Annotated in this window: 18 protein-coding genes; 9 read left to right on the top strand and 9 right to left on the bottom strand. The window is 75.2% G+C overall.

Annotation, left to right across the window (positions count from 1 at the left end; genetic code table 11):
- Positions 1–50: 50 nt before the first annotated feature.
- The 5 genes from recD to I601_RS07245 form a co-directional block, all read right to left on the bottom strand.
- A complete protein-coding gene (gene recD / locus I601_RS07265; protein ID WP_084527297.1) occupies positions 51–1,874 on the bottom strand; it encodes an exodeoxyribonuclease V subunit alpha in 1,824 nt (607 codons plus the stop codon).
- Positions 1,871–5,302, bottom strand: coding sequence for a UvrD-helicase domain-containing protein (locus I601_RS07260; protein ID WP_068107805.1), 3,432 nt, complete (start codon positions 5,300–5,302; stop codon positions 1,871–1,873). Before I601_RS07260 ends, recD begins: the two co-directional genes overlap by 4 nt.
- Positions 5,302–8,658: an exodeoxyribonuclease V subunit gamma gene (gene recC, locus I601_RS07255; RefSeq protein ID WP_068107803.1), complete on the bottom strand. Its 3,357-nt coding sequence runs from the start codon at positions 8,656–8,658 to the stop codon at positions 5,302–5,304. The genes I601_RS07260 and recC overlap by 1 nt, the downstream gene beginning before the upstream one ends.
- 47 nt (positions 8,659–8,705) lie before the next feature.
- Positions 8,706–9,182 (bottom strand): PGPGW domain-containing protein, encoded by a 477-nt coding sequence (locus tag I601_RS07250; protein ID WP_068114521.1) that lies wholly within the window; start codon positions 9,180–9,182, stop codon positions 8,706–8,708.
- 73 nt (positions 9,183–9,255) lie between these two features.
- A complete protein-coding gene (locus I601_RS07245; RefSeq protein ID WP_068107802.1) occupies positions 9,256–9,807 on the bottom strand; it encodes a nuclear transport factor 2 family protein in 552 nt (183 codons plus the stop codon).
- A 99-nt stretch (positions 9,808–9,906) separates the two neighbouring features.
- On the opposite strand from I601_RS07245, the gene I601_RS07240 reads away from it, so the two are divergent.
- The gene (locus I601_RS07240; RefSeq protein ID WP_068107799.1) at positions 9,907–10,821 is read left to right on the top strand and encodes a sulfite exporter TauE/SafE family protein; all 915 of its coding nucleotides are present in this window, start codon (positions 9,907–9,909) and stop codon (positions 10,819–10,821) included.
- 113 nt (positions 10,822–10,934) lie between these two features.
- The gene (locus tag I601_RS07235) at positions 10,935–11,531 is read left to right on the top strand and encodes a hypothetical protein (protein ID WP_068107796.1); all 597 of its coding nucleotides are present in this window, start codon (positions 10,935–10,937) and stop codon (positions 11,529–11,531) included.
- Between the two features lie 76 nt (positions 11,532–11,607).
- On the opposite strand, the gene I601_RS07230 is transcribed toward I601_RS07235, so the two are convergent.
- Both I601_RS07230 and I601_RS07225 read right to left on the bottom strand, forming a co-directional pair.
- Positions 11,608–13,161: a hypothetical protein gene (locus I601_RS07230; protein ID WP_068107795.1), complete on the bottom strand. Its 1,554-nt coding sequence runs from the start codon at positions 13,159–13,161 to the stop codon at positions 11,608–11,610.
- A gap of 154 nt (positions 13,162–13,315) precedes the next feature.
- Positions 13,316–13,909 (bottom strand): TetR/AcrR family transcriptional regulator, encoded by a 594-nt coding sequence (locus tag I601_RS07225; protein ID WP_068107793.1) that lies wholly within the window; start codon positions 13,907–13,909, stop codon positions 13,316–13,318.
- An 87-nt stretch (positions 13,910–13,996) separates the two neighbouring features.
- On the opposite strand from I601_RS07225, the gene I601_RS07220 reads away from it, so the two are divergent.
- Together I601_RS07220 and ilvA are read left to right on the top strand one after the other, a co-directional pair.
- Entirely contained in the window at positions 13,997–15,163 is a 1,167-nt protein-coding gene (locus tag I601_RS07220; protein WP_068107791.1) for an acyl-CoA dehydrogenase family protein, read from the top strand.
- A gap of 79 nt (positions 15,164–15,242) precedes the next feature.
- Positions 15,243–16,517, top strand: a complete 1,275-nt coding sequence (gene ilvA, locus I601_RS07215) for a threonine ammonia-lyase IlvA (RefSeq protein WP_218917768.1) — start codon at positions 15,243–15,245, stop codon at positions 16,515–16,517.
- Between the two features lie 4 nt (positions 16,518–16,521).
- On the opposite strand, the gene I601_RS07210 is transcribed toward ilvA, so the two are convergent.
- A complete protein-coding gene (locus tag I601_RS07210) occupies positions 16,522–16,716 on the bottom strand; it encodes a hypothetical protein (RefSeq protein WP_068107787.1) in 195 nt (64 codons plus the stop codon).
- 182 nt (positions 16,717–16,898) lie between these two features.
- On the opposite strand from I601_RS07210, the gene I601_RS07205 reads away from it, so the two are divergent.
- Positions 16,899–18,146: a hypothetical protein gene (locus tag I601_RS07205; protein ID WP_068107785.1), complete on the top strand. Its 1,248-nt coding sequence runs from the start codon at positions 16,899–16,901 to the stop codon at positions 18,144–18,146.
- An 11-nt stretch (positions 18,147–18,157) separates the two neighbouring features.
- Complete coding sequence (locus tag I601_RS07200; protein ID WP_068107783.1) at positions 18,158–18,778, top strand: class F sortase; 621 nt, start codon at positions 18,158–18,160, stop codon at positions 18,776–18,778.
- A gap of 9 nt (positions 18,779–18,787) precedes the next feature.
- On the opposite strand, the gene I601_RS07195 is transcribed toward I601_RS07200, so the two are convergent.
- Positions 18,788–19,723 carry a phosphotransferase gene (locus tag I601_RS07195; protein WP_068107781.1) on the bottom strand — a complete coding sequence of 312 codons (936 nt, stop codon included), beginning with the start codon at positions 19,721–19,723 and terminating at the stop codon, positions 18,788–18,790.
- 194 nt (positions 19,724–19,917) lie between these two features.
- Between I601_RS07195 and egtB the strand changes: the two genes are divergently transcribed.
- The 3 genes from egtB to I601_RS07180 are packed head-to-tail and all read left to right on the top strand — an operon-like array spanning position 19,918 to position 22,615.
- Positions 19,918–21,276 carry an ergothioneine biosynthesis protein EgtB gene (gene egtB, locus I601_RS07190; protein WP_068107779.1) on the top strand — a complete coding sequence of 453 codons (1,359 nt, stop codon included), beginning with the start codon at positions 19,918–19,920 and terminating at the stop codon, positions 21,274–21,276.
- Positions 21,273–22,253, top strand: a complete 981-nt coding sequence (gene egtD / locus I601_RS07185) for an L-histidine N(alpha)-methyltransferase (protein WP_068107776.1) — start codon at positions 21,273–21,275, stop codon at positions 22,251–22,253. Before egtB ends, egtD begins: the two co-directional genes overlap by 4 nt.
- 14 nt (positions 22,254–22,267) lie before the next feature.
- Positions 22,268–22,615 (top strand): MmcQ/YjbR family DNA-binding protein, encoded by a 348-nt coding sequence (locus tag I601_RS07180; RefSeq protein WP_068107775.1) that lies wholly within the window; start codon positions 22,268–22,270, stop codon positions 22,613–22,615.
- Positions 22,616–22,617: the final 2 nt, after the last annotated feature.

Below are 22,617 nucleotides of genomic sequence, written 5' to 3'. Positions count from 1 at the left end.
CCTCGTGTTGCGGGCAGGTGTCGCGAACCGGGAGCAGGCCCGGGCCGGGATCACCCCGCCGTGGCCGCGGACAGGCTGCGGGCCAGCCGCTCGCGCAGCCCCGAGGCCCGCTGCGCCTCGCGCCCCACGGCGGCCCGCACCGCGGCCTCGGAGGCCACGACCCGCACGTGCTGCTGGGCGCGGGTGATCGCGGTGTAGAAGAGCTCGCGGGTCAGCAGCCGCGAGTCGGCCTCGGGCAGCAGCACGGTCACGTGCGCGGCCTGGCTGCCCTGGCTCTTGTGCACCGTCATGGCGTGCATGGTCTCGACGGCCTCGAGACGGGCCGGGGAGAAGTCGCGCAGCTGCTCGGAGCCGGAGATCCAGGCGCGCAAGCGGCCGTCGGGCTGGCGCACGACCGCGCCGGTCTCGCCGTTGTAGACCTCGAGCGTGTAGTCGTTGGTGGTCACCAGCAACGGGCGGCCGACGTACCACTCGCCGAGCACGGGCTCGCCGAGCTCCTCGGCCAGCCACCGCTCGACCTGCCGGTTCCAGAACCGTACGCCGAACGGCCCATCGCGGTGCGCGCACAGCAGCCGGTGGGTGTCCAGGGCGGCCACGGCCGGCTCGTGCTCGCCGGCCTCGGCGTGCCGCCGGACCCGCAGGGCGAGGTCGAGAGAGCGCTCGCGCAGCGCCGCGGCGACCGCGGGCACCGCCGTCGTGGCCTCGCCGGGCCCTGGCTCGGGGGGCAGCTCGACCAGCTCGACCTCGTCGCTGGGGCGTCGCAGCGTCGCCAGCACCTCGTCGGCGTCCCCGAGGCGCAGCGCCTCGGCGAGCTGCTTGATGTCCTCGGTGGAACGGAAGTTCTCGCTCAGCGAGGCCACCGGGGAGGCCGCGGAGTCCTCGCCGAAGTGGTCGGCGAAGCCGCGCACGACGTCGGCGAGCACCGCACCCGCACCCACCGAGGTCAGCTGGCGGGGGTCCCCGACCAGGACCAGCCGGGACTCCGGACGCATCGCCTCGAGCAGGCGCCCCATCATCGTCAGCTCGACCATCGAGGACTCGTCGACGACGACGAGGTCGTGCTTGAGCCGGTTGCCGCGGTCGTGGCGGAAGCGGGTGGCGTTGTCGGGCCGCCAGCCCAGCAGCCGGTGCAGGGTCATCGTCTCGGGTCGCCCGACCCGCTCGCGGTCGGCCGGGTCGAGGCCGGCCAGCTCGGCGAGCACGGCCTCCTGGAGCCGGGTCGCGGCCTTGCCGGTGGGCGCGGTCAGGGCCACCGAGAACCGCTCGCCGCGGGCCGCGGCCTGGTCGGCGAGGAGCACCAGCAACCGGGCCACCGTCGTCGTCTTGCCGGTGCCGGGCCCACCGGTGAGCACGGTGGTCCAGCGTCCGACGGCACCGACAGCGGCCCGCTCCTGCTGGTCGCTGAGGCGCGCGCCGCGGATCCGGGCGCGGGCCGCCTCGAGGGAGGCGTGGTCGACCTGCGGCGCCGGCGCCGCGACCCGGGTGACCAGGTCGTCGCAGACCTGCGTCTCGAGGCGGTGGTAGCGGTCGAGGTAGACGGTGCCGTCCTCGACGTGCAGCACGCCCTGGTCGACCAGCGGGGAGGCGGCGACCGCCGCGACCCAGGCCCCCGGCTCGGGCCAGTCGGGGTGCTCGAGCAGGGCCGGGACGGTGGCGAGGTCGACGCAGACCGACCCGGAGCGCACCCCGCGCACCGCGAGCGCCACGGCGAGCAGCACCTGGTCGTCGCTCTCACCGGCCAGCGCCGCAACCCGGCGGGCCACGTGCACGTCGGCGGTCTCGACCAGGCCGGTGTCGTTGAAGCGCGCCAGCAGCCCGGAGGCGGAGCGCGCGCGGCGGTGGTCGTGGGCGGGCAGCGGGTCGGGCTGGGTCACGGGGCGCCTCCGTCGAGCAGGTCCGAGACGGCCTCCAGCAGGGCCACGGGCGGGGTCCAGCGGAAGACGCCGCAGGGCTCGCCGTCGACCCAGGGCGTGTCCGCGCCGCACATGCCGCGCAGGTAGAGGTAGAGCACCCCGCCCAGGTGCCGCTCGGGGTCGTACCCGGGCTGGCGCCAGCGCAGGAAGCGGTGCAGCACCACGGCGTAGAGCAGTGCCTGGAGGGGGTAGTCGGAGTGCACCATCGCGGCGTCGAGCGCCTCGGGACGGTAGGCGTGCGCGGTGAGGGGTTCGTCGATGGGCCCCAGCCAGTTGGTCTTGTAGTCGACGATCACGTAGCGCGGGCCGTCGGACCCCGGGGTGCGCAGGACCACGTCGACCGACCCCGTCAGGTAGCCCCGCAGGGGCTGGTCGCCCAGCGCCGGCTGCTCGAGCGCGGTGGCGTAGCCGCGCACCGGGTCGTCGTCGTCCAGGTGCCGGCGCAGCAGCGGCGCGAGATCGCCGAGGCGCACCTGCGCGGCCGGGTCGTCCGCCGCGCCGGGGGCCAGGTCGCCGCCGGAGAGGGGCAGCTCGAAGTCCATCTCGCGCAGCCGGTCGCGCAGGCCGACGTCCCGCAGCCGCAGCCCCGGCGCGGCACCGCCCAGCGGTGACTCGCACACCGCGACCAGCGCTGTGGCGAGCGCCTCGGGGTCGACGTCGACAGGCCACCACACGAGCTGCTCGACGACGTGCCCGAGGAGCTCGGCGTGCAGGTCGGGGGCGTGCGGGTCGGTGTGCTCGAGCACGGCGTGGACCAGCGACCCGAAGGTCGCGCCGACCGGCAGCGCGGCCATCGGGGAGTCGAGCTGCAGCTCGGCGGGCACGGGTGCGGCGGTGCCGGGCTCGTCCGGCGCCGCGGTGGGGGCGTTCGCCGTCGCCGGGCCGTCGGGCTCGTCGTCGCGCGGGGTGACCTCAGGCTCGCTGCCGACCGCGGCACCGGACCCGGCGGGCCCCGCGCCGGGGAGACCGGCGGCGCCGGTGGCCGGTTCGGCGGTCAGCGTCGCGGTGAGCGCGGAGTACGACGTCCGCCGCCACGCGGTGTCGACGGCGCGCTCGAAGTGCCGGGCCTCCAGGTGGCCGACCTCGGGTCGCGGCGGCACCGGCGGCGGGTCGCCCCACAGGGCCGCTTCCGGCACCGGCCCGCCCCGCTGCGCCCAGGCGGAGAACAGGGTGACGACCTCGTCGTCGCCGGGCACCGCGGGCGCGTCGGGCACGCTCGGGCCGCCCTCGGGCCGCATCAGCAGGCGGTGCAGCGGGGAGGACGTCGCGTTCTTGGTCGGCGCCCACCAGCACACGACCTGGCCCTGGGCGCGGGTCAGCGCGACGTAGAGCAGCCGCAGCCACTCGCCGGCCTCCTCGTCGGCCCAGCGCCGCACGCTCTCGCCCCAGCCCTCGGCGCCGGCGTCGCGCTGGCCGCCGACGTCGAGGCAGCGCACGCCGCGGTCGTCGTGGAAGAGGGGCCGCACCGGCTTGGGCACGAAGCGGTCGGCCAGGGCCGGCAGGTAGACGACGGGGTACTGCAGCCCCTTGCTGGCGTGGATGGTCACCAGCTGCACGGCGGCCGCGTCGGAGTCGAGCCGGCGGGTGCGCTCCGCGCCGCGGCCCGCGCGACCCTCGGCCACCTGCTCGCGCAGCCAGGCGAGCAGCGAGACGAGCCCGAGGTGCTCGCGCTGGGCGGTCTCGTGCAGCGCCTCGCCGATGTGGCGCAGGTCGGTGAGGCGACGCTCGCCCCCGATCTCGCGCAGCACCCGCGCCGGCATCCCGGACGCCGAGGCCGCCTCCATCACCGCGGCCACGCCACGCCGGGCGACCAGGTCGACCCAGCGACGCAGCACGTCGGCGACCTCGTCGGTGACCCGGTCGGCCTCCGGCCCGCCCCCGGCGTCGATCTCCTCGGCGGTGCGGCCCACGAAGCAGGTCAGCGCAGCGGCGCGCACCCGGCTGCTGCGGTGCGGCTGCTCGAGCGCCTCGAGCAGGGTCAGCCACTCCACGGCCGCCGGGGTGGCGAAGACGCTGCCCCCGCCGGCGATCACGGCCGGGACACCGACCTCGACGAGCGCGCGCTGGGCCGCGGCCAGGTCGGCGTGGCGGTAGGAGATGACCGCGACGTCGCGCGGCTCCAGCTCCCGGCCGTCGAAGGTGGCGCCCGAGGCGAGCAGGCGGCGTACGTCGAGGGCCAGGTCGCGCGCGACGTGCGGGCGCACCTGCGCGACGGTGAGCATCGTGGTGGGCCGGCGGGCGAAGGTGTCGCGGCGCACCGCGCGCAGCCGCAGCGGCGCCTCGACCGGGGCGCCCTCGAGCCGACGGTCGCGGTGGTGGGCGGTCACCGGGTGCACCACGATCTGCTCGTCGCCGAGCCGGGCGCCGACGAGCAGCTCCTGGCAGGCGGCCAGCAGGGCGGCGTCGCTGCGCCAGTTGACGCCGAGGCTCTCGCGCCGGTCGGCGGTGCGGGCCGCCTTGAGGTACGTCGTGACGTCGCCGCCGCGGAAGGCGTAGATGGCCTGCTTGGGGTCACCGATGAGCACCATCGTGGCGACGCCGCTGAACGCCCGGTCGAGGACCTCCCACTGCACCGGGTCGGTGTCCTGGAACTCGTCGACCAGCACCACGCTCCAGCGCTCCTGCATGCGGGTGCGCGCCGGCGAGTCCTCGGCCTCCAGCGCCCGGGAGAGCTGGAGCAGCAGGTCGTCGTAGGACAGGATCCCGAGCCGGCGCTTGCGCAGGTCGAGCTCCTCACGGACCTTCTCGGCGAAGCCGACCCGGCGGCCGACCGGCGTGGACCGGTCGGCGTCGGCGGGCTCGAGGCGGGCCTGCGGGTCGCGGACCGCGGCCCGGGCGATCGCCAGGGCGTCGGCGTGGCTGAAGACGGGGTCGGTCTCGGCGAAGGCGAAGGCCCGCAGGTAGAGGTCGTCGACCACCTCGCGCACCAGGTCGTCGAGGTCCTCGACGAGCCGGGCCCGGGAGTCGGTGTCACCGGCGACACCGAGGGACTCCAGCACCAGGGCGCAGAACTGGTGGGTGGTGGCGATGGTGGCGGCGTCGAAGCCGGCCAGCGCCTCGAGGACGCGCCGGTGCCGGACCTCCCGGTCGCTGCCGTCGCCGACCAGCAGGCGCAGCAGGTCGCTGCCGGCAGGGACGTCGGGGTCCCCGGCCAGGGCGCGCTCGGCCTCGACGAGCTGGGCCCGCACCCGCTCGCGCAGCTCCTGGCTGGCGGCCCGGCCGAAGGTGACCACGAGCATGTCGTCGAGCCGGGCCACGCCCTCGACGACGTAGCGGGTCACGAGCGCGCCGATGGTCCAGGTCTTGCCGGTGCCCGCGCTGGCCTCGAGCAGGGTGGTGGTGCCCGGGGCCGGCAGCGTCGGGGCGCAGACGTCGAAGTCGGTGGTCATCAGAGGGGTCCCATCTGCTCACCGCCGGTGAGCAACGGCTCCCAGAGGGTCCACGCGTGCTCGGCGAGCCCGGCGTCGAGCAGCACCGAGAGGTCGGCGCCGTCGCCGAAGGTGCGCCGGTGGTAGGCGTCGGCGTCCTCGCCCAGGATCCCGAGGGGGTGGTGCGGGTCGGTCTCCCAGGCCTTGCGGGCCAGGTCCTCGGGCGACACGTCGTCGCCCTGGAGGCTGCGGGCGTGGCCCTCGGCCCAGGCGGCCGCGGTGCGCACCGGGATCGGGAGGGGACGACGAAGCCCGAGGTCGCGCAGCTCCACGAGCCGGCGCAACCAGTCCACCGCCCGGTGGTCGACGGGGCCGGCCAGGGCCCGCCGCGGCCCGGCCCGCTCGCGGCCCACGGCGTGGGCCGTGAAGACCTCGTCGGGGTGGGCGGCCGAGAGCGCGAGCAGGTCGACCCACGAGGAGAGCCGCTGCTTGGCGCCGAGGCGGGAGTAGCCCAGCGAGAGCACCTTGCTGCCGTGGACACCGGTGACGGTGCCGGTCAGCCGCCGCCCGTCTCCCAGGTCGACGTCGACGTCGAGGGTGCGTGGCGAGCCGACGCGCAGGTCGGCGGTGCGCTCGAAGAGCCGCTGCGACTCCTCGACCACGCCGCGCAGCGCGAGCTCGCCCAGGACGCCGGGCGGCAGCGTGCCGCGCAGCTGCTCGGCGGTCATGACGGCCACCGGGTCCTGGCCGGCCAGCACCTCGCGGAGCAGGTGGTCACCCACGGCCCAGGTCTCGAGCGAGTCCAGGGAGACGGGGATGGCGTCGCCGACCTCGTCGGGCTCCAGCGGCGTGGACACGTCGAGGCGCTGGCGCAGGAAGCTGCGCACCGGGTGGGCGAAGAAGGAGCGCAGGTCGGCCAGGCTGACGTCGCCACGCTCCAGCGCGGGCAGGTCGCCGGTCAGCAGCGGCGGTGGCGCGATCCGCTCGCCGGCGGCGGCCCGGGCGCCGCCCAGCGCCGCGGTGTCGAAGCTGAAGGGCCGCGGTTCGTGCACCAGCAGCCCGCCGGCCGTCAGGTTGCGGGCGTCGTAGGGCTGGAGCGGGTGGCGGGTCAGCACGCTGGCGCGCACCGCTGCGGCACAGGTCCGGTCGGCGGCGTCGAGCACCTCGCCGAGGGGCACCGCGGGCGGGCGCGGGGCCCCGGAGTGCTCGTTGGCGCCGGTGTAGGTGACCACCAGCGTCTCGGTGGCGGCGAGCACCGCGTCCAGCAGCAGCTGCCGGTCCTCGCTGCGCACGTCCTGCTCGCCGGTGAGCGGGTCGCGGGCGAGCACGTCGTCACCGTCGGGCGTCAGGCTGCGGGGGAAGACGCCGTCGTCGAGGCCGACCAGGCACACCACCCGGTGCGGCACCGAGCGCATCGGCACCATCGTGCAGACGGTGAGGGTGCCGGTGCGGAAGTTGGCCCGGGTCGGGCGTCCGCCGAGCCGGGAGGCGAGCAGGGCACGCACGTCGGCCAGGCGCAGCCGCACCCCGGGCCCGTCGGTGGCGGCAGCGGCGGCGGCCCGGGCCAGCTCGCGGTCGAGCTGGGCCAGCTGCCAGGCGTCGTCGGGGGCCACGTCGCCCAGGCTGCGCACGCCGTCGGCGAGCGCGCCCATCCACGTCGCGGCGTCCTCGGCGTTCGACAGCGCGGTGATGCAGGCGTCGAGCCGGTCGACGAGCTCGGCGAAGCGGCCCACGAGGTCGACGTCGGAGCTGCCCACGTCGTCGAGGGGCAGGCCGCGCCCGACGCGGCGGTGGTCGTCGCCGCTCATCGCGACCCCGAGCAGGACCCGGTCGAGCCCGGCGCGCCAGGTGTTGTGCTCGAAGGCGGCCATCGAGAACGCGCCGCGGTGCGGGGCGTCGAGCCCCCAGCGGATGCCGGCGCTGCCGACCCACCGCCCGATCCGCTCCAGGTCGTCGTCGCCGAGCGCGAAGCGGGTCCGGCAGGCGGCCGAGCCCGCGAGGTCGAGGACGTCGGAGGCGCTCACCCGGCCCCCGGCGAGCTCGACCAGGGAGGCGGCGAGGGCGAGCAGCGGGTTGGTGCTGGTCAGGGCCCGGTCGGCCAGCCGTACCCGCAGCCGGTGCGCCGGGTGGCCGCCCCCCTCGGTCTCGTCGACGGCGTCGGCCAGGCCGAAGCCGGCCGAGACCAGCGGGGCGTAGGTCTCGATGTCGGGGCACATCACGAGGATGTCGCGCGGCTGGAGGGTCGGGTCGTCCTGCAGGAGGCCGACCAGCACCTCGCGCAGCACGTCGACCTGGCGGGCCGGGCCGTGGCAGGCGTGCACCTGCAGGCTGCGGTCGGCCGGGTCGTGGACCCGGCGGGCCCGCTCCTCGGGCGTGGGCGCGTGGTTGGCGCGCAGGTCGTGCTGGAGGCGCGCCAGCAGGGTGGCCGGCACCTCGGCGGGCTCGTCGACCGGCTCGTCCAGCGGGTCCAGCGGCGCCAGGGTGCGGGCGAGCTCCCGGGTGTCGCGGCCCAGCGAGGCGAGCAGCGGGTGGTCGGCGCGCTCGACCGAGCGGTCCTCGGAGCGGCGGACCGGGCCGCCCCGTCCCTCCGGCAGATCCTGCAGGCTCTCCCACAGCGCCGGCGAGGGCTGCGGCAGCCACAGGTGCACGTCCCGGGCGCGGGCCAGGGCGCCCAGCAGTGCGACCTCGCCGGCAGGCAGCCGGGTGTGGCCGAAGAGCGAGAGCCGAGCGGGCAGGTCGAGGCCCGCCCCGCCGCTCTCCAACGCGGCCACGGTGCGCGCCAGCCGCACGTCGGGCGGGTCGGCGGGCACCCGCGTGAGCAGGCGCCGCCACAGCTCAGGCTGCCAGGCCAGGTCCTCGGGCAGCGACCCGCCCGCGCCGTCGGTGTCACGCCCCTCGCGCCAGTCGGTCACCAGCGCCGGTCGCTGCACGGCGTACGCCGCCATCAGCCCGGCCAGGCGCCGCGCCACCGACCAGCGCCGGTCGCGGCGCAGCTCGGCGTCCTGCCCGGAGCGACCGTGTCCGAGGTGGTGGGCCAGGGTGGCGCACCACGGCTCGTCGAGCGAGGCGTCGATGGCGCCCAGCAGCGGCCAGACCAGCCGGTCGGGGTCCCACGGGTCGTCGCGGTCGCGGTCGAGCAGCAGCGAGACCAGTGAACGCGGCGTCAGGAACCGCACGCCCGCGCAGATGCCGTCGCCGCCGCGCGGCCCGGCGCCGAGGGTGTGCGAGAGCCGCTGGGTCACCCACCGCTCCACGCCCTTGGCGGGCACCACCACGACCTCCTGGGCGAACGGGTCGTCCAGGGGCACGGCGAGCAGCTCGCCGAGGCCGTCGACGAGCCGGTCGGTGCGCGTGGCGCGGTGGAGGTGGAGCGGCACGGCGGCAGCATCGCACGCGGCACCGACACCCGGGGCGGACCCCGGCGTCAGGAGGTGGCTTCGGCGTCCTGCCGCTCGGCCTCGAGCTCGGCGAGCGCCTCGGGCTTGTCGTGGAAGCGGCGGTAGCTGTAGACGATGAGCCCGAGGGCGATCGCGGCCGAGACGACCTGGGTGGTGCCGGTCGCCGCGCCGCCGAACAGCCACCAGTCGTCGTCGAAGGTCCACCACGACGGCGCAGCCGGGCCCACGATCCAGAGCACGCCCAGGCCGGCCACGACCAGGGCCGCGGCCGAGCTGGCGAGGATGCGGGGCCAGGTCGAGACGCTGTCGGCGGCGCCGCGGAGCGCGCGGTACTTCACCGGCGCCAGGCGCTTCTCGGCCCACTCGTACTGCTGGGAGAGCACCGCCATCCCGGCGAAGAGCATCAACAGGCCCGGACCGGGCAGCACCAGCGCGGCCACACCGGCGACCACGAGGGTCCAGCCGACGACCTCGAGGCTCACGCGGCGCGCAGCGGACTTCATGGCCACGAGCATCCCAGAGCGGGCCAAGCCCGGCCAGACCCCGAGCGGCCACCCGGCCGGGCTCCCGCTGCCCCTACTGCCGCGGCTTCGACCCGTGGTCGGACCCGTGCCGGGCCAGGTAGGCCCGCCCCTGCTCGTCGAGACGTCCGTGGGCCTCGGCGATGCGTGCCCAGCGCAGGCTCATGCCCAGGAAGCGCAGCGGGTTGTAGACGTCCTCCTCGCGCCGGAAGAGCCCGTCGCCGGCGTAGGTCATGATCGTGAGGTTCGACTGCTCCAGCATCGTCCCGTCGCCCGGGTCGGGCATCAGGTTGCGCACCTCGCACACCAGTCGTGAGCGCTCCTCGTCGACGACCTGCCACGCGAGCGGGAAGCCCGTCATCACCGAGCCGGGGAACGCCGTCATGGTCGCCACCGACCACGCCCGGATCTCCTCGCGGCCGTGGAACGTGCCGTAGGCGTGCTCGACGTACTCCGCGTCGGGAGTGAAGAGGTCGGCGAAGCCGTGCCAGTCCCCGCTCTCGGCGAAGCCGGCGACCTTGCGGTGCAGGGCGGCGTAGGCCTCGCGGATCTCGTCCGCGGCGAACGGAGCGGGAGCGGGACCGGGCGTCTCGCGGGGTGTGACCACGCCCACATCCAAGCAGAACCCGCCTTCGGCCGCTTCAATGTGCATAATCTCTAGTAGTTCACTCAACTTTAGAGAAGCACTCCTGAAAGGCTTCCCCCCATGCGCAAGCTCCTCGTGCTCGGCTTCGTCGGCCTGCTGGCCCAGCTGATCGACGGCTCACTCGGGATGGCGTACGGCGTCACCTCCTCGACGATGCTGCTCGCCGTCGGCCTGGCCCCGGCCGCCGCCTCCGCCGCCGTCCACTTCTCCGAGATCGGCACCTCGCTGGTCTCGGGCTTCTCGCACCACAAGCTCGGCAACGTGGACTGGCGCACCGTCTCGATCCTGGCCGTGCCCGGCTTCGTGGGCGCCTTCGCCGGCGCGACCCTCCTGTCGAACCTCGACGGCGGCACGGCCAAGCCCTGGGTGGCCGGCATCCTGCTCAGCCTCGGCCTCTACGTGATCTGGCGCTTCCTGGTCCTCGGGGGCCGCCAACCGGAGTTCCGCTCGCGCCCCTCGGCGCGGATGCTGGCCCCGATGGGCCTGGTCGGCGGCGCGCTCGACGCCATCGGCGGCGGCGGCTGGGGCCCGGTCGGCACCACCACCCTGCTGTCGTCGGGTCGGCTCGAGCCCCGCAAGGTGGTCGGCTCCATCGACACCTCGGAGTTCGTGGTGGCCGTCGGCGGCTCGCTCGGCTTCATCTGGGCGCTCGGCTCGCAGGGCATCCCGTGGTCCTACGCGCTGGCGCTGCTCTCCGGTGGTGTGATCGCCGCCCCGATCGCCGCGTGGCTGGTGAAGATCATGGCCGCGCGCGTCCTCGGTGTCGCCGCCGGTGGCCTGATCGTGGTGACCAACTCCAAGACCATCGCGGAGGCGTTCGGCGCCACCGGCACCCAGGTCGCCCTGCTGGCCGGGACCCTCGCCGTCCTGTGGATCAGCGGCATCGTCTGGGCCGTGCGCCAGGAGCGGATCTCGCGCAGCACCGGCATCGACGGGGGCATCGACGACCGGGAGCAGGTCGCCGCGGCCGTCTGAACCGCGCGTGTTGCTGTGGGGCGGCCGGAGTGCACAAAGGCTGCCCCACAGGCGCGTGCCGGGCCTACCTTGTCGGGGAGCAGACCGCTCGCCGCCTCGGAAGGGACCCCCTCGTGCCCACCCGTCTCAGGATCGCCCTCACCTCGGTGCTCAGCGTCGCGCTGCTCGCCACCACCGCCTCGCTGGCCACCGCCGGCTGGGCCAGGACCGGCGCGGCGCCCGAGCCCGCCGCCGTCGCGGCGTACGCCGTCGCCGGCTGCAGCGACGAGGAGCAGGCCGTCCAGGACGCCGAGGAGGCGTTCACCGAGGCCAAGACCATGGTGCGCCGGGCCGCCAAGCGGACCCGCGCCGCGGAGCGTGCCGTCGACGAGGCCGAGACCCGCGCCCAGGAGAAGAAGGCGCGCGCGAGGCTCACGAAGGCGCGCCGGAGCTTCAAGGCGGCCAAGCGGGACAGGAAGGCCGCCCGGGCGGACCTGCGCCGCGCCGAGCAGGAGCTGGACGAGTGCGAGTCCCAGGCGGCCTCCCCCACCGGCACGAGCAGCCCGACCGGCTCCGCGACCTCGAGCCCGAGCACCAGCCCGACGAGCACGGCGAGCACCAGCCCCACCGGCACCGCGTCGCCCACCGCCTCGGGCTCGCCCGGCCCGTCCCCGACCGACGACCCCACCTGCCTGCCGGTCCCGCTGCCGATCCCGCTCTGCCTCCCCTGACCCCGACGGACGAGCGGTCACTTTCGCACCGTCGACCAGTCACTTCCGACCCGCACCGAGGTGCAGAAGTGACCGCTCAGTGGTGCGAAAGTGACCGCTCGTCGGTGGGGTCCTGCAGGCGGCTCCCGGTCCGGAGCCACCATGCGGCCGCGCCGCGGATCTCGGCGGGCCAGTCCCCCTCCCCGGCGGCGACCCGCTCGAGGATCGGGGAGCCCGACCACCCCACCGCGTGGATGCCGGAACCCGGTCCGACACCGCCGGTCCTCAGGGCTCCCAGCAGGGTCGGTTCCGGGAGGGGCACCCCGGCCTTGACCTGCCAGAGCACATCGAGGAACGGGACCTCCTCGTCGGGCGCGGGTGCCCGCACCCGCGGCGCCCGATCCTCGATCAGCGCGGTGATCCGGTACGAGGCGCGCTCGCGCAGCCAGGCGTCCTCGTGCTCGTGGGCGATGGTGGCGATCGCGTCGATGGAGGCCTCCCGCACGGCCGGCAGGGTGGCGAGCAGCAGCGCGCTGGTCTGCGAGCGGCTGGAGCGGCCGTCGGCGACGACCTCGAAGAGCAGCCGGGCCAGCATCGGTTGGTAGGGCAGGCCGAGCGCCGCCGAGGCCTCCTCCGCGTGCACCTGGCACTCGCGCACGAACGCGTCGCGGCTCTCCTTGTGCAGGATCCGGCCCGCCGGTGCCGGCGGGTGCGCCAACCGCGGACGGGCGGCCGCCAGGTCGTCGGGCGGCAGCAGGCGCAGCACGTGGGAGAGCCAGCCCCAGCGCTCCCCCTCGGGCCCGGCCTCGTTGTAGAGATCCACGAGCCGGTCGAGGACCGGTCTCCAGAAGTCCGGCGCGCCGTGGGTCTCGACCATGGTCCCCAGCCCGATCGCGGCGCCCTGCACCACGACGTCGCGGGGGTCCGCGAGCAGGTCGACCAGCCAGGCTCGGGTCTCCGGGTCGGCGGCCTCCCCCACGGCGCTCAACGTCTCGTTGACGATCTGCACGTGCGGGTCGTCCAGCATCTGCGCGGCGGCTGAGCGCACCACCTCGCCGTAGGCGCTGCGCCGCAGCAGGGCCAGGGCGTCGTACCGGGTCAGGTAGGAGCAGCCCACCGCGCGCACCGTCTCCTGCATCAGCGCCACCACGCGCTCCCGAGCCACCGACGCCGGCAGTGCGATGTTGCCGGGCTGGGCCAGGGCGCGGGCCCAGTCGCGCCACTGGCCGCCGTGGGCGCGGCCCTCGAGGACCGGCTCGTGGAGCCGGGACATCTCCTCCGGGCTCGTCACGCGCTCGAGCGGCGCGCGTTCGGTGGGGGCGTAGGGGAAGGTGCGGCACACGATGTCGATGCAGGCGCGCAGCGAGCCGGGCTGCAGGCCCAGGGCCCGCTCGTAGGCCTCGACCACCCGGTCGTCGCGCACCGCCCCGGTCTCGACGCGGTGCAGCGAGGAGGAGCTGGTGCTGAGGCCGAGCCCCTGGAGGCGGGTGACCATGTCGGCCAGCCGGGGCACCGACCGGCCGGGCGCCGTGAGCCGCGCCATCCGCAGCAGCCAGCCGATCCGGACGGCCACGTCGATGGTCGCGCCGGTGATCGGGGTCGGGTCGTCGAGCGGTTTGAGCGGCGCGCCGCGCGACTGCTCCCTACCCACTCGGACCCCCATGTCCGTCTACCTTCTCCGACCGGTGGACGGTCCGGCCGGAGCGCTGTGCCGCCTCAGTGTAAAGACACCGTCGAGACACGCCTCGACGTTCCCCCCAACGGGTGAACCCCACGCGTCCGTCCCCGCGTCCGATCCCCCGAGGTCACTCCCGGTCGCGGACCAGGCCGCCCACGACCACGTCGGCGAGCGCGCGGTAGGCCTCGGCGTCGCTGAGCCCGGACGCCGCGCCGACCCGTCCCGCCTGGATGCCGGTCATCACCTCCGCGACCGCCGCGCCCACGAAGTCGGCGGCCACGGGTCGCAGCGCACCGGCCGCGACGCCCTCGTCGACGAGGTCGCGGACCCGCTGGGCGGCGAGGCGGGTGTTCTCCTCGTAGACCTCGCCGGCAGGCGGGTACGCCGCCAGGTCGGCGTAGAAGCGGGCCGAGACGGGAGCCAGCTCCTCGGCCACCGCGAGCAGGTAGGTGCGCAGCCGGGCGGCCCGGTCGGGCTCGGCCTCGACGCGCGCCTCGATCCGTTGCGCGGCCCCTCGGAAGTAGCCGCGGACGGCCGCCAGCACGATCTGCTCCTTGGAGTCGGCCACCAGGTAGAGCGAGGTGCGCGAGCAGCGCATCCGCGCCGCGAGGTCGCCGATGCCGAAGGACGAGAACCCCTCGGCCAGGTACAGCGCGACGAGACGGTCCAGCAGCTCGCTGCGCCGCTGGTGGGCGCGCGCGGTGGGGTCGACCGGGCTCACCGGGCCAGCCTAGGTCTCGCGAAGCGTGTCGAGTACCAGGACGCGTACGCTGGTACTCGATCCGCACCCGGCCCTCCTGGAGGAACCATGCCCGCCCGCCGTGTCCTGGCCACCGACGAGGCCGCCGAGCTGCTCGCCCTCGTACGCCGCATCGCCGCCGACGAGCTGGCTCCCCGCGCGGCCGAGGCGGAGGCCGACGAGGCCTTCCCCCGCGACGTGTTCCGGCTGCTGGGGCGCAGCGGGCTGCTCGGGCTGCCCTACCCGGAGGAGCACGGCGGGGCCGGTCTGCCCTACGAGGTCTACCTGCAGGTGCTGGAGGAGATCGGCGCGGTGTGGTCCTCGGTCGGCGTCGGCGTCTCGGTGCACGCACTGAGCTGCTTCGGCCTCGCCGAGTTCGGCACCGACGAGCAGCGCGCGCAGTGGCTCCCGGACATGCTCGGGGGTGACCTGCTCGGCGCCTACTGCCTCTCCGAGGCGCACGCCGGCTCCGACCCGGCCGCGATGCGCACCACCGCCCGCCGCGAGGGCGACGAGTACGTCCTGGACGGGGCCAAGGCGTGGACCACCCACGGCGGGCACGCCGACTTCTACAAGGTGATGGCCCGCACCTCCGAGGACCGCGGCGGCATCTCCTGCTTCCTGGTGCCGGCCGACACGCCGGGCCTGGTGGCCGACGCGCCCGAGCGCAAGATGGGGCTGACCGGCTCCGCCACCGCGACCATGCGCTTCGACGGCGTCCGCATCCCCGTCGAGCGGCGCCTCGGTGCCGAGGGCGCGGGACTGAAGATCGCGCTGGCCGGCCTCGACTCCGGGCGCCTCGGCATCGCCGCCGTCGCGACCGGGCTGGCCCAGGGCGCCCTCGACCACGCCCTGACCTACGCCCGCGAGCGCGAGACCTTCGGGAAGCCGATCATCGAGCACCAGGGGCTGGCCTTCGTGCTCGCCGACATGGAGGCCAAGGTCCAGAGCGCCCGGGCCACGGTGCTGCACGCCGCCCGTCTCAAGGACGCCGGGCTGCCGTTCGGTCGGGAGGCGTCGATCGCCAAGCTGGTCGCCACCGACAACGCGATGGCGGTCACCACCGACGCCGTGCAGGTGCTCGGCGGCTACGGCTACACCCGCGACTTCCCCGTCGAGCGCTACATGCGCGAGGCCAAGGTGATGCAGATCTTCGAGGGCACCAACCAGATCCAGCGGATGGTGATCGCCCGCTCGCTCGACAAGGACGCTGCCGGGGCGATCAGCCACTCCTGACCCCGCTGCCCACCCGCTCCGTGGGCGCTGCGCCCAGGTGCCGTGGGGGCAGAGGACCGAGGGATGGGAGGCTGGGCTGGTGGATCTCCCCTCCGCCGCGGACGTCGACGCGGCCGCCGCCCGGCTCGCTGACGTGCTCGGCCCGACCCCGCTGCACCGCAGCGACCGGCTCTCGACCCTGCTCGGGCTCGAGGTGTGGCTCAAGCGCGAGGACCTGCAGCCGGTGCGCTCCTACAAGCTGCGCGGCGCCTTCACCCTCATCGACCAGCTCTCCCAGGAGGCTCGCGAGCGGGGCGTGACCTGCGCCAGCGCGGGCAACCACGCCCAGGGTGTCGCCTTCGCCTGCGCACGCTCCGGCGTGCGCGCCCGGGTGCACCTGCCGCGCACCACCCCGCGCCAGAAGCGCGAGCGGGTCGCGGTCCTCGGCGGCGGCCTCGTCGAGGTCGTGATCGTCGGCGACACCTACGACGAGGCGGCCGCGGCCAGCGCGGCGTACGCCGCCGAGAGCGGCGCGACGCCGGTGCCGGCCTTCGACGACCCCCGCACGATCGCCGGCCAGGGCACCGTGGCGCGCGAGGTCCTCGCCCAGCTCGACGCGCAGACCGGGCGCACCCCCGACGCCGTCGTGGTGCCGGTCGGCGGCGGCGGGCTGCTGGCCGGGATGCTCACCCACCTCGCCGTGCACGCCCCCCAGGTCCGCGTGGTCGGCGCCGAGCCGGCCGGCGCGGCCAGCATGGCCGCAGCCCTCGCCGCCGGCGAGCCGGTCGACCTCGACGAGCTCGACGGCTTCGTCGACGGTGCCGCCGTACGCCGGGTCGGGGTGTGCACGCACGCCGTCGTGGCCGCCCACCAGCCGCCGCTGGTGCGCGTCCCCGAGGGGTTGGCCTGCGTGGAGATGCTCGACCTCTACCAGTCCGACGGGATCATCGCGGAGCCCGCCGGGGCGCTCGCCAGCGCGGCGCTGCGCCTGCCGATGGACGCCGGCGGCCCGGTGCTGGCGCCGGGCTCGCTGGTGGTGGCCATCGTCTCGGGCGGCAACAACGACGTCAGCCGCTACGCCGAGGTGGTCGAGCGCGCCCTGGTCCACGAGGGGCTCAAGCACTACTTCCTGGTGGAGTTCCCCCAGGAGCCGGGCGCGCTGCGGCGCTTCCTCGACGAGGTCCTCGGTCCCGACGACGACATCACGCTCTTCGAGTACGTCAAGCGCAGCAACCGCGAGACCGGCCCGGCCCTGGTCGGGGTCGAGCTCGCCGACGCCGGCGACCTGCCCGGGCTGCTCGCCCGGATGGAGGTCTCACCCCTGCGGGTCGAGGCGGTGGCTCCGGAGAGCCCGCTGTTCCGCTGGGTGATGTAGCCGGTCAGTCGGGCGTCTGGGCCGACTCGGCCCGGGTGCCCTCCGGGTCGTCGGTGCGCTCCTGGGAGTCCTCGAGGATCGCCTCGGCCTGGGCCTGCGGGTCGTCGCTGCCCGCCTGCTGCTCCTCGGGAAGGAGGTCGGAGCGCGTGGCCACCGCCTCAGCAGTCGGGCGGTCGTCCTCGGGGGCGGTGGCGTCCATGCCTGCGACGCTACCCCGGACCACCTCGGACGGGGATCCGCCTGGTGGACGAAGCCCCCGAGGGCATAACTCTTGACCGGGTGAGTAGTTGGACCCTCGAGCGTGTCCTCCGACCCCTGGTCCGAGGGGTGCTCCGCTTTGCACTCACCGGCGCTCGGACGCCCCCCTGGGAGGACCTGACCATGACACGAACGCCCGTACGCGGCCTGGCGCTGCTGGCCACCTCCGGCCTGCTCGCGCTCTCCGCCGCGCCGGCCACCGCGGCGACTCCCGTCGCGCAGGCCGAGGCCACCGCGCTGACGCTCACCATCGCCAGCACGCCGACCGACTCCGGGGCGTTCTCCTCCACCCACGACGGCGACGACGAGAGCACCGCGGGCTCCAACCAGCCCGCGATCTCCGCGGCGACCGGGCAGCGCTTCATCCAGGTGGGCACCCTGGCCCAGGACGCGCGCACCAGCGTCAAGAACAGGCTGGGGTACGCCGAGGCCTGCTCCGGGCTCGCCGGCGACGGTGCCGTCGTCGCGGGCGTCGGTGAGGGCGGCTGCCTGACGCCGGGCCAGAACGTGCGGCTCGACGCGGGGACCGTGGACCTGTCCGGCCTGCGGATCGTGAAGGCCGAGTTCCTCGCCGGGCTCGACCAGGCGCTCCAGGACGCGCTCGCGCCGGTCCTCGACCAGCTGCTGCCGGCGCTCTCCGACGGGCTCGAGCAGGCCCTCACCGGCCTCGGCGACCTCGGCGTGTTCCTCGACGCCGGTGTGATCCAGAGCCAGTGCACCGCCGGTCCCGGCACCTCCGCCGGCGACGCGCAGATCGTCGACGCGGCGGCGTACGTCGAGGTCGGCGGCACGCGGGTCGACCTGGTGGCCCTGCCGGTCAACCCCGCCCCCAACACCAAGGTCGTCACCGACCTCGGCGTCGTGGTGCAGGAGGTCCTCGACGCGGTGCGCACCGAGCTCGAGACCGCCATCGACGGCGCCCTGGGCCCCCTGACCGCGGTCGTCGACGGCGCCGAGGTGCTGGCCGAGGCGCTCGGCCAGGTCGGCGAGCAGCTCGCCCCGCTCGAGGACAACGTCCTCGACATCACGCTCAACAAGCAGACCCAGATCGCCAAGGACGAGATCGAGGTGACCGCGCTGGACCTGGCGGTGCTGCCGGCCGCCCAGGAGTTCGACGTCGAGCTGCTGAGCGCCGCGATCGGCACCTCGCACTGCGGCCCGACCGGCAAGGTCGGCACGCCGGACCCCGAGCCGACCCCGGACCCGACCAAGCCCCCGGCTCCGGTCCCGACATCGGTCCCGGCCGGCGTGGAGACGGCCGCGGCCCCCGGTGACGGCATGGGCCTGGCGGGCAACCTCTCCCTCGGCGCGCTGCTGGCCCTGGCCGGCGCGGCCGGCGTCGCCAGCTGGCGACGCAGCCTGCGCGGCTGAGCGCTGACGTCATGACCTCGGTGTCGGCACGGCTCAGCGCAGCCACCTCCGCGCTGGGCGTGCTGTCGCTCGGGATGGTGCTGCTGGGGGCCGTCCTGCCCGGCGGGCCGGAGGACTCGGGGTTCACCTCCCTCGACCCGGCGGCGCCCGTGCGGCTCTCGGTGCCCTCGCTCGACATCAAGGCGCCCGTCAGGTCCGTCACCGTCGGCGCCGACCGGGTCCTCGACCCCCCGGTCGACGTGCTCGACGTGGGCTGGTGGGACGCCAGCGCGCTGCCCGGACAGGAGTCCGGCCGCACGGTCATCGCCGGGCACACCGTGCTCACCGGCGGGGGCTCGCTCGACCGGCTCGCCGACGTGCGCCGCGGAGCGGTGGTCGACGTGCTGACCCGCAAAGGCACGATGCGCTACCAGGTGCGCCGCACCAAGGTCTACGACAAGGAACAGCTGGCCCGGCACGCCGCGCAGGTCTTCGGCCAGGACGGCGGCACCGGGAGGCTGGTGCTCGTCTCCTGCGCCGACTGGGACGGCAGCGCCTACGACAGCAACGTGATCGTGTACGCCGACCCCCTCGGCAGCCCCGTCGACAAGCCCGTCGACGAGGCCGTCAGGACCGCGGGCCGTTCCGGCTAGGCAGCACAGTCAGACCTGCAGCCCGAGCAGCATCCGCACCCGGGTCCGGGTGGTCGAGGGGTCCCGCGGCAGGTGTCCGTTGACCGCCCGGCAGGCCCAGCCCAGCCGGCGGGCCACGTCCGCGGCCCGCACCAGCTCCTCGTGGCCGGCCGCCGTCGAGCCGGCCCAGCCCGCCAGGTAGGTGTCGCGGTAGGGCGCGGTGTCCTCGGAGCCCGCCTCGTCGTCGAGCCCCCACGCGATCACCCCGTCGAGGGTCACCGCCAGGGTCAGGAACGGGTGGGTCAGGCAGGCGTCGCCCCAGTCGAGGATGCGCACCCGCCCGTCGCGGACGAAGACCTGCGCGTCGTGCAGGTCGTCGTGCTGCAGGGTGTCGGGCAGCCCGGTGGCCGCCAGCTCCGCGCACAGGTCGCGCACCAGCGGCACGGCCGCCCGCGCCGGTGCGGCCACGTCCCCGAGCTCGGGGGCGATCCGCTCGACCAGGTCGGCGTACAGGTCGGGGATGCGGGGCAGCCGCAGGTCGGGCAGCCCCGCGGCGAGCAGGTCGGCCGCGTCGGCGGCCAGGTCGCGCTGGACCGAGGCGTAGAGCGTGAGGGCGTCGTGCCACGGGGCCAGGGTGCGCTCGCGGGCGCCGAGCTCGCGCAGGGTCTCCCCGGCGTCGGCGGTCAGCAGCCACCCGCGCTGCGGGTCGGCGCCGAGCAGCGGCGCGACGGCGTCGGAGCGACGCCGCGCCACCAGGGCGGTGACCGCCACCTCGTGGCGCAGCGACTCCCCCACCGCCTTGGCCCACACCGGGCCGGCCGTCGTGGGCACCCGCAGCACCGTGCCCCAGGCGCGCACGTGCGGCTGGGTGACCTGGCCCTCGAGCTGCAGCCCGAAGACGTCGAGCCGCTCCTCGACCCAGGCGAGGAAGCCGGCGCGCCACACGGGGTCGTCGTACGAGGTCACGCTTCCACGATCCGCCTGGACGGCGCCGCTCCGCCACCGATTTCCGCGACCCGGCCCAGATGTCGCGTCGACCCGGCGCAGATGTACGCCGGTTCTCCACCCGCGGGTGGTCGACCTCTCACCACCTGTGCGACACAGTGGAGGCGGCTCGTCGAGCCGCCTCCTCACACCGGAACCGAAAGGACTGCCGGCAGATGATCCCGACCAGCACGCAGCACGACCCACGAACCGACCCCTGGGACGCCGCCTCGCTCGGACAGCGCTTCGAGGAGGTGCGAAGCCGGACCGAGGCGCTCGCCGCCCCCCTGTCGCCCGAGGACCAGACGGTCCAGTCGATGCCCGACGTCTCTCCCACCAAGTGGCACCGCGCCCACGTGACGTGGTTCTTCGAGACGTTCCTCCTGGCCGAGGCCGAGGCCGGGTTCGCGCCGTTCCAGGACCAGTACTGGTTCCTCTTCAACTCCTACTACGAGACCCTCGGCCCGCGCTACGCGCGCCCCGACCGCGGTCTGGTGACCCGGCCGGGCGTGCACGAGGTCGGCGACTACCGCGCCCACGTCGACGCCCGGGTCCGCGACCTCGTCGACACCCTCGACGAGGGGACGCTGGAGAAGCTGGTCCCGGTCATCGAGCTGGGCTTCCACCACGAGCAGCAGCACCAGGAGCTGCTGCTGATGGACATCAAGCACGTGCTGTCGCGCAACCCCCTCCAACCCGTGTACGCCGGGCGGCCGGTCGAGCGCTGCGAGCCCGACGACCTCGGCTGGGTGGAGGTGGAGGGCGGCCTCGTCGAGGTCGGCCACGAGAGCGCGGGGTTCTCCTTCGACAACGAGCTGCCCCGGCACCGGCAGTGGCTCGAGCCCTACCGCCTGGCCGACCGGCTGGTCACCAACGGCGAGTGGCTGGCCTTCATGGCCGACGGCGGGTACGAGCGCCCCGAGCTGTGGCTCTCCGACGGTCTCGCCCGGATCCGGGCCGAGGGGTGGCGGGCGCCGCTCTACTGGACCGAGCACGACGGGCTCTGGTTCGAGCACACGCTGCACGGCACCTGGCCGGTCAACCCCGGGCTGCCGGTCGCCCACGTCAGCTTCTACGAGGCCGAGGCCTTCGCGACCTGGTCCGGCAAGCGGCTGCCGACCGAGGCCGAGTGGGAGCACGCGGTGGTCACCGACGGCCAGGGCGGTCAGCACGGCCGCGACGACCGGGTCACCGGCAACCTGGGCGACGACGGGTCCTTCCACCCGCGCCCGGCCGCGCCGGCACCGGCCGGCAGCCGGCTGCGCCAGGTCCACGGCGACTGCTGGGAGTGGACCGCGTCGGCCTACCACCCCTACCCGGGCTTCCACCCGCCCGCGGGCGCGATCGGCGAGTACAACGGCAAGTTCATGTCCAACCAGATGGTGCTGCGCGGCGGTTGCGCGCTGACCGCCCCGGGCCACGCCCGCACGTCGTACCGCAACTTCTTCCCGCACGGCGCCCGTTGGGCGCTCTCGGGGGTGCGCCTCGCCGACGGCGGCGCCCCCTCGACCACCACAGCAGGAGCACCCACGTGAGCAGCACCCCCGAACCCGTCGTCCAGGTCCTGCTCGACACCGACTGGGCGTCCGGCTCGCTGGTCGCCGACGTGCGCCGCGGGCTGGGCGGACGCCCGTTGCGGCTGCCGCCGAAGTGGCTCTACGACGACGAGGGCTCGCGGCTCTTCGACGAGATCACCCGGCTGCCGGAGTACTACCCGACCGAGGCCGAGCGCTCGATCCTGGCGACGTACGCCGCCGACATCGCGGCGGCCTGCGACGCCACCACCCTCGTCGAGCTCGGCAGCGGCACCAGCGACAAGACGCGGCTGCTGCTCGACGCGTTCGCCGAGGCGGGCGCGCTGCACCGCTTCGTGCCCGTCGACGTCTCGGAGCAGACGCTGCGCGACGCCGCCACGATGCTCGGCGAGCGCTACCCCGACACCACGGTCGAGGCCATCGTCGGCGACTTCACCCTGCACCTGGGTCACCTGCCCGAGGGCCAGCGCCGGCTGGTGGCGTTCCTCGGCAGCACCATCGGCAACCTGTACGTCGAGGAGCGCGGCGCCTTCCTCGGCGCCCTGGCCGACTCTCTGGCGCCGGGCGACTGGGTGCTGCTCGGCACCGACCTGGTCAAGGACGCCGACCGGCTGGTCGCGGCGTACCACGACTCGCAGGGGATCACCGAGGCGTTCGTGCGCAACTGCCTGGTGGTGCTCAACCGCGAGCTCGGCGCCGACTTCGAGCCCGACCGGTTCGACTACGTGCCGCTGTGGGACGCCCACATGGGCCGGATGGACCTGCGGCTGCGCGCGACGGTGCCGCAGACCGTGCGGGTCCCGGGCGCCGAGCTGGTCCTCGACCTCGCGGCCGGTGAGGAGATCCAGGTGGAGATCTCGACCAAGTTCCGCCCCGCGCAGGTGGCCCGCGAGCTCGGCGCGGCCGGCTTCGAGGTGCGCGAGAGCTGGACCGACCCGGCCGGCGACTTCGCGGTCACCCTCGCCCGGCTGACCTGAGCGGCGCAGGGGCGATGAGCGGCACCCTCGACGTCGTCGAGCTCGTGGACCAGCTGCCCGGCACCGCTCGCGCCGACCACGACCGCTACGTCAAGCTCAGCGTCGCCGGGCGCACCTTCGGCTACCTGTGGGAGCCGACCGTCACCGTCGGGCTGAAGCAGACCCTGGCCGAGCAGCTGGCCCTGGTCGCGATGCGGCCCGACGTCTTCGAGGTCCAGTTCACCGCCGGCGGCTTCGGCTGGGTGGTGGCCCACCTCGAGCACGTGCAGCGCGACGAGCTCGCCGAGCTGGTCTTCGAGGCCTGGCGGCTCACCGCCCCGACCGCGCTCCTGGAGCAGCGTGGCGAGGTCCTGCCCACCTGACC

Origin of the sequence: Nocardioides dokdonensis FR1436 (assembly GCF_001653335.1) — a bacterium.
Taxonomy (GTDB): Bacteria; Actinomycetota; Actinomycetes; order Propionibacteriales; family Nocardioidaceae; genus Nocardioides; species Nocardioides dokdonensis.
The sequence above is the reverse complement of the archived record's forward strand: the minus strand, read 5'-3'. Positions and strand labels throughout refer to the sequence as shown.

Coding starts and splice junctions, on each gene's coding strand:
- I601_RS07260 (WP_068107805.1), bottom strand. CDS start 5,302: ATGACCACCGACTTCGACGTCTGCGCCCCGACGCTGCCGGCCCCGGGC.
- I601_RS07250 (WP_068114521.1), bottom strand. CDS start 9,182: ATGAAGTCCGCTGCGCGCCGCGTGAGCCTCGAGGTCGTCGGCTGGACC.
- I601_RS07240 (WP_068107799.1), top strand. CDS start 9,907: ATGCGCAAGCTCCTCGTGCTCGGCTTCGTCGGCCTGCTGGCCCAGCTG.
- I601_RS07220 (WP_068107791.1), top strand. CDS start 13,997: ATGCCCGCCCGCCGTGTCCTGGCCACCGACGAGGCCGCCGAGCTGCTC.
- I601_RS07210 (WP_068107787.1), bottom strand. CDS start 16,716: ATGGACGCCACCGCCCCCGAGGACGACCGCCCGACTGCTGAGGCGGTG.
- I601_RS07205 (WP_068107785.1), top strand. CDS start 16,899: ATGACACGAACGCCCGTACGCGGCCTGGCGCTGCTGGCCACCTCCGGC.
- I601_RS07200 (WP_068107783.1), top strand. CDS start 18,158: ATGACCTCGGTGTCGGCACGGCTCAGCGCAGCCACCTCCGCGCTGGGC.
- egtB (WP_068107779.1), top strand. CDS start 19,918: ATGATCCCGACCAGCACGCAGCACGACCCACGAACCGACCCCTGGGAC.
- I601_RS07180 (WP_068107775.1), top strand. CDS start 22,268: ATGAGCGGCACCCTCGACGTCGTCGAGCTCGTGGACCAGCTGCCCGGC.